At 68.0% G+C, this 6,230-nt stretch carries 6 protein-coding genes; 2 read left to right on the forward strand and 4 right to left on the reverse strand.

Features of this window, described 5'->3' with window-relative positions; genetic code table 11:
- Positions 1-423: 423 nt before the first annotated feature.
- Positions 424-1,752: a CoA transferase gene (locus OPU70_RS17450; protein ID WP_498558340.1), complete on the forward strand. Its 1,329-nt coding sequence runs from the start codon at positions 424-426 to the stop codon at positions 1,750-1,752.
- On the opposite strand, the gene OPU70_RS17455 is transcribed toward OPU70_RS17450, so the two are convergent.
- The 4 genes from OPU70_RS17455 to OPU70_RS17470 form a co-directional block, all read right to left on the reverse strand.
- Positions 1,737-2,534: a DUF4184 family protein gene (locus OPU70_RS17455; protein ID WP_079113169.1), complete on the reverse strand. Its 798-nt coding sequence runs from the start codon at positions 2,532-2,534 to the stop codon at positions 1,737-1,739. The genes OPU70_RS17450 and OPU70_RS17455 overlap by 16 nt on opposite strands.
- Positions 2,535-2,629: 95 nt before the next feature.
- The gene (gene tyrS / locus OPU70_RS17460) at positions 2,630-3,931 is read right to left on the reverse strand and encodes a tyrosine--tRNA ligase (protein ID WP_498558341.1); all 1,302 of its coding nucleotides are present in this window, start codon (positions 3,929-3,931) and stop codon (positions 2,630-2,632) included.
- A 53-nt stretch (positions 3,932-3,984) separates the two neighbouring features.
- Positions 3,985-4,884, reverse strand: a complete 900-nt coding sequence (locus OPU70_RS17465) for a hypothetical protein (RefSeq protein WP_498558342.1) — start codon at positions 4,882-4,884, stop codon at positions 3,985-3,987.
- Positions 4,881-5,525: a SatD family protein gene (locus OPU70_RS17470; protein WP_042536578.1), complete on the reverse strand. Its 645-nt coding sequence runs from the start codon at positions 5,523-5,525 to the stop codon at positions 4,881-4,883. Before OPU70_RS17470 ends, OPU70_RS17465 begins: the two co-directional genes overlap by 4 nt.
- A gap of 59 nt (positions 5,526-5,584) precedes the next feature.
- On the opposite strand from OPU70_RS17470, the gene OPU70_RS17475 reads away from it, so the two are divergent.
- Positions 5,585-6,172: a DUF1349 domain-containing protein gene (locus OPU70_RS17475; RefSeq protein WP_498558343.1), complete on the forward strand. Its 588-nt coding sequence runs from the start codon at positions 5,585-5,587 to the stop codon at positions 6,170-6,172.
- Positions 6,173-6,230: the final 58 nt, after the last annotated feature.

The following is a 6,230-nucleotide window of genomic DNA, read 5'->3' on the forward strand; positions in this document are numbered from 1 at the left end:
AAGTGCACGCTGTTGAGTTCTCAAGGATCGGATGCTCCCACGACCCAGTCATCACAACCAGGCCCGAAGGGCAACTTCTCTATCTTAGCCATCCCGTCCCGCTTGTCAAATCAGCGCGCCGTGCGGATCTTGGATCCGATGCGCAGCCGGTGACAGCCGCAGAGGGGGTGGATCTCCCATCCTAGGCGCAAGCGCCTGTTCTCACAAGTGAGTGGATCGGGAGGTGGTTCTCCACTTGAGGGGGGTGAGGCTCTCGGCCTCTCCGCTTCCCTGTGGGGCGAACAAGTAATAAGTTACGTGGGTTCCGGGGTTCTGGCAAATCGGGCCACCACCCCCGGGCGTGTCGCCGCATCGTTCGATGGATCTTTTCCCAGTCCAGCGCAGGTATTCGTCTCACATCGCCGCCACGAGTACGATCGCAGCGTGAACGAGCCGACGAATCTCGACCCCGCTCTCGGGCTGTTGGACCGGGTGTGGGCAGAGCTCGGCATCGAGCCGCACGCCGCCGCCAGCGCTGCGCCGCCCCCTCATGCCGTGCCCCTCCCGTCGCGCCTGGCAACGGGTGATCTGGCATGGGCGAGCGTGCGCGCCGTCTGTCTGGCGTCCGGCATAGGCCCTTCTCCCGACCCCGATCGCATCGCCGCCGCGTATCGGAGCGATCGGGCTCTGACGATCGATGGTCTCTCCCCCGATGTCTGGTCGCCGTACTCGGGGTTCTTCCGAGCATCCGACGGGTGGATCCGCACGCACGGAAACTATCCGCACCACGCGATGCGCCTGCAGGCCGGGCTCGGACTGACCGCCGACGCCGACGCCGACGATGTGCGCACTGCCATCCTGCCGCTGAGTGTCACCGAGGCGGTCGAGCGGATCACGCTCGCACGCGGGCTGGCAGTGCCTGTGCTGCGGGAGAACCCAGAGCGCGACGCGAGACTGCGCGCCATTCCCCTGCTCCAGGTCGAGCGGATCGGTCTCGCACCTCGCCCCGGGCGACACGGGACCGATGAACGGCACAGTCTCGCGCCTCTCACCGGCGTGCGAGTGCTCGACCTGACACGAGTGATCGCCGGCCCCGTCTGCACCCGCACTCTCGCACTTCTGGGCGCCGACGTGCTTCGCGTCGACCCACCGGACCTGGTCGAACCCGAATGGCAGCACCTCGATACCGGCCACGGCAAGAGGTCGACATTGCTCGAGGCCCGCACAGATCGGTTCGAGGAGCTGCTCGCTGCGGCCGACGTCGTCGTCCTGGGGTATCGGCCGGAATCCCTCGACCGCCTCGGTCTCTCTGCATCTGCACTCCTCGAACGGCATCCTGCGCTGGTGGTCGCCCAGCTCAGCGCGTGGGGAATCGACGAGCCGTCGAGAGCCGGGTTCGACAGCCTGGTGCAGGCGGAGTCCGGGATATCCATGATCGAGAGCCCCGACGGTGATCGCCCCGGGGTTCTGCCCGCGCAGGCCCTCGACCACAGCACGGGGTATCTTCTCGCGGCCGCGGTCGTCTCGCTGCTCGAACGACGGCGGCGTGAGGGCGGCGGCTGGGTGGTGCGGACCTCACTGCGTCGCGTCGCAGCCGAGCTTCTCGGCATGCCGCGGTGCTCCCAGCCGGAAGCGGGGCAGGAGCTGGACCTCACCGCCCACACCTCCGTGTTCGATGTCGCCGGGCAGACGGTCACCACCGCCGCGTCAGTGCTCCCCGGCCTCGAGTTCGCGGCTCCCCACCGCTGGGGGTCGGATCAGCCGCGCTGGTGAAGACGGCGGAACAACGGCAGTGAGAGGCACAATGCGAGTGTCAGGACACCCCACAGCGCACAGGCCGGCGGCAGCATCCGATAGGCCAGATGCTGATACGTGAACCCCGCGGTGAAGGGTCCGTATGCCGCGTATCCCAGGATCCACGCGGTGACCAGCACTGCGGGAAGCGACAGCCACCAGGCGAGCCTGACGGCTGCCGGCATCGCGCGCTCGACGTCTTCGCGAGGGTCGGCGCTCTGCAGCCGTCGGATCGCCCAGATGCCGATGATGAGCAACCCGATCACGCTCGATCCGTGCTGCAGCCATTTGTACCCGGTGAGCGGCCCCCACATGTCGTCCAGCGCGGGAAGCGCATCCACTCCCCATCGCCCCTCGTGCGTGAACAGATCCCAGACGATGTGCGTCAGGACGCCCAGCACCAGCGACGCCGCGAGCATGAGGGGATACAGCCGATTCTGCGCCCCGACGCCGACGGCCGCTCTGGCCGCCTCGATACCGGACTGCGCCCACTCGACGGGCAGTCGCCGAGCCAGCCAGAGCGGCGACAGTTCGCCGACCGCCGGGCGCAGCACCACGCGCCAGAGCAGGAACAGGACGAACGCGACCAGCGCTGTCCAGAGCACGTTGCCGAACGTGTGGGTGAACGAATACGGGAGGCCGACCCCCCTGAGGAACAGGGGAAGGTCCGGCGTCATGGCTCCGATCGCGATCGCGGCGGGCACGAGCGGGGTGCGGATGAAGGGCAGGGCGACCAGCGCGTGACTCGGCGTGAACGGCATCGGCTCTCCTGACGAGCTGGGTGGGGGGGGGAAGCGCGACGGCGGTCGCCCGAGAATCCTCAGACGACCGCCGTCACACGATCAGCGACAGATCTTCAGCCGAGGAAGACTCCCGCGAGAGTCTTCTTGCCGCGGCGCAGCACGGAGACCCCGCCCGGAAGAGTCCCCTGGACTGTGGCCGAGTCGTCCTCGACGCGTACGCCGTCGAGCGACACCCCGCCCTGACTGATCGCGCGGCGCGCTTCGGACAGGCTGGATACCAGCCCCGTGGCGACGAGCGCATCCACGACCGGTGAACCGGCGTCGACTGTCGCGTGCGGGAGCTCCTCGAGGGCGGTGCGCAGCGTCGACGCGTCGAGAGCGGTCAGGTCGCCCTGACCGAACAGCGCTTCGGATGCCGCGATCACGGCGGCCGTCGCATCGATCCCGTGGACGGTCGCCACGACCTCGAGCGCGAGGCGCTTCTGCGCTGCACGCCGGAACGGCTCGGACTCGACGAGAGCCTCGTACTCCTCGATCTCTGCACGGGTCAGGAAAGTGAACACCTTGAGCCGCTCGATCACGTCGGCATCCGCGGTGCTCAGCCAGAACTGGTACATCCGGTACGGGCTGCACATCTCGGGGTCGAGCCAGACGGCGTTGCCCTCGCTCTTGCCGAACTTGGTCCCGTCGCTGTTCGTGATCAGCGGTGTGCCGATGGCGTGCGCCGAGGCCCCTTCGGCGCGACGGATGAGGTCGGTGCCGCTGGTCAGGTTGCCCCACTGGTCGGAGCCGCCTGTCTGCAGGACGCAGTCGTACTGACGGTAGAGCTCGAGGAAGTCCATCCCCTGCAGGATCTGGTAGCTGAACTCCGTGTAGCTGATGCCCTCGTCGGAATTGAGGCGCGCCGCGACCGCATCCTTCTTCAGCATGGTGCCGACGCGGTAGTGCTTGCCGATCTCGCGCAGGAAGTCGATCGCCGACAGCGGCGCGGTCCAGTCGAGGTTGTTGACGATTCGCGCCGCGTTCTCGCCCTCGAAGCTCAGGTAGCGCTCGACCTGCGTCCGCAGGCGCCCCACCCACTCCTCGACCGTCTCACGGGTGTTGAGTGTGCGCTCCGCCGTCGGCCGAGGGTCACCGATCAGACCGGTGGAGCCGCCGACGAGGCCGAGCGGCTTGTGGCCGGCGAGCTGAATGCGACGCAACGTCAGCAGCTGCACCAGGTTCCCGAGGTGCAGGCTGGGAGCAGTGGGGTCGAAACCGCAGTAATACGTGATCGGGTCCCCGGCGAGAAGGGCGCGCAGCGCCTCCTGGTCAGTGGACACGTGGACGAGGCCGCGCCACAGCAGTTCGTCCCACACGTTCTCGAACGTGGGGTCGATCGCCGGCGGGGCGGTCGTCAGAGCGGAATTCGACACGCGCCCCAGGCTATCAGCGGTGGGGGCAGGCGAATCGCCGTCACCGAGTCCGATCAGCTGTGCGCCGCCCACCACACCAGGAATGCGGCACCCAACCCGATGACCCAGCTCACGAGGCTGCCGACGAGGAAGTACTCTGCGCGGGCTCCGGTCTCCCCGTCTCGAGAGATCTCAGGGAAGCGGACGATTCCCTTGGCTGCCAGCATCGCGGCGAGAATCGGATACGCGGCGGCCAGGGTGAGAAGCATCACGAGAATGCGTTCGAGCGGGCCAATGAGTCGCCCGCCCTTGAAACCCGCCCGGGGATCGCGTGCGGGCACGGCGTCGGCTTCGCCCGCCGGCTCGGACTGCTCTGCGGCCACCGTGTCTGCCGCACCCACGCCGGCCTCACCGATGACTCCGATCGCGCCGTCGTCAGCCTGGGCGCCAGGGACCACCGGATGCGCGACCGGGGTTCCGGAAGCAGTCGGCAGCTCGTCTGCGGTGTCGAGCATCGCGGCTCGCCTCAACTCGGCAGGCCGCCATGTGTGCTCGCCGTCGAGCGCTGCCCGGACCACGAGATTCGCGGACTCCAACAGGAACACGCCTGTGCCCACGGTGAGGAGCGCGAGATCGAAAGGGATCTCTCCGAACGGGGAGCGCATACTCCACACAGCCCCGATCAGACCGGCATCCGTGCGAGCACCCAGCCACACGACCGATCCGATGGTCATCACACCGAGCAGCACGGCGGGCCAGAAACCGAGTGGCGCGCGCCTCTCCGCCGGCATGCACCACACCCAGAGCGCGCCGACCATGAGCCCGAGGACCATGGGCACCAGCGCGTCGCTCACGCTGCCGAGCAGAAGGAGCATCACTGCGACAGTGAGGTAGCCGACCCATCGGCGTGGGGCGAACTGGCGCACGAGATCGGCTGAGCCCACGGCCAGCAGGATGAATCCGGCGACGATCATGCGCTCGACCCCCTCAGCGCGGCCACCCCTTCGATGAGGGCGGCGCTACCGGCGCTGCGCAGCGACTTCGAGACGCTGGGCTGCGAGATGCCCTCCTCAGCGGCGAGGTCGTGCTGCGATCTGCCGACCAGGCGCCCATAGGTCAGACGCCGTTCACGCTCGTTCATCGCCCCGACCAGCTCGTCGCGGACGAGGAGGTAGGCGTTCGACGCGGCGATGGTGCTCTCCATGACCTCATCCTGCCCCGGGGCTCCGACAATCCACGTCCGCGTGCGCGGCACGGTGCGGTTCTCCCTCGCGTGCACGGTCTCGATCGCGGCGCGTGCCGCGTACCACCCCGGCCCATCGGCGAGTTCGCCGTGCACGGAGTCGACCGAACGCACATCGCCGACGCCGATCCCGAATCGGAAGGCGATGCCGTCGGGAAGCGCGAGCTGGATCATCAGCAGCGACACCATCGCGTCCTCGAGTTCGAGGTACACGCCCTGCTGCTCATCCCCCACCGTGGGCGTCAGCGCGTGGTGCGCGAGGGGCAGATGCTCCTCGACGCGAGCGATCGCGTCATCGAGGATGCGCTGCGCAGCCGAACGATCGTCGAGCTTGCGAGAGCCCACGATGTCGGCGAGTACGGCGATGACCATGTGATAACCGTATCACGAATAACTTCCATTTATGCCTTATTTGGCTATAGTCTGAGAACATGCCTGAATCAGACATCATCCCCTGGTCCGAAGGGTCGTGGACCCACGCTCCCGCTCATCTCGCCTCCGACGGCGACCACCTGGACGCGACCGCCGTAGAAGGCAGCGACGCCTGGCGGCACACCGCCTACGGGTTCGTGCACGACACCGAGCACGCGCTGCTCGCACCTTTGGAAGTGGGCGAGGCGATGGATGTGTCGTTCCGCGCCCCCTGGGACGGCCAGTTCGACCAGGCCGGAGTCTTCGTGCGCACCGACGACGAGCACTGGATCAAAGCGGGAGTCGAGTACGCCGACGGCCATCTCGGTCTCGGCGCCGTCATCACCGACATCCGCTCGGACTGGTCGGTCGGCTATGTCGACGACTGGCACGGCAGCGAGATCACGGTTCGTGTGAGCCGCTGGCCGGATGCCGTGATCGTGCGTGCACGCGCCGACGACGGCGAATGGCGCCTGGTGCGCGTGGCGCCGTTCGACGGTGAGGCCACGGCATCCGCCGGCCCGTTCCTCGCGGGCCCCACGCGCTCCGGACTCGTCGTCCGCTTCACCCGCTGGACGCGCACGGCGGCAGACGTCGCACTGCACTGACCCCACGCGCGAACGCCCACGGAACGCTCTGCGGAGCGCCGAACGGCCCGCGGAACTC

The organism is Microbacterium sp. SWDP-B6 (assembly GCF_059803615.1).

Excerpts from the sequence above, each read along its gene's own strand:
- OPU70_RS17455 (WP_079113169.1), bottom strand. The coding sequence starts at position 2,534 with ATGCCGTTCACGCCGAGTCACGCGCTGGTCGCCCTGCCCTTCATCCGC.
- OPU70_RS17465 (WP_498558342.1), bottom strand. The coding sequence starts at position 4,884 with ATGATCGTCGCCGGATTCATCCTGCTGGCCGTGGGCTCAGCCGATCTC.
- OPU70_RS17470 (WP_042536578.1), bottom strand. The coding sequence starts at position 5,525 with ATGGTCATCGCCGTACTCGCCGACATCGTGGGCTCTCGCAAGCTCGAC.
- OPU70_RS17475 (WP_498558343.1), top strand. The coding sequence starts at position 5,585 with ATGCCTGAATCAGACATCATCCCCTGGTCCGAAGGGTCGTGGACCCAC.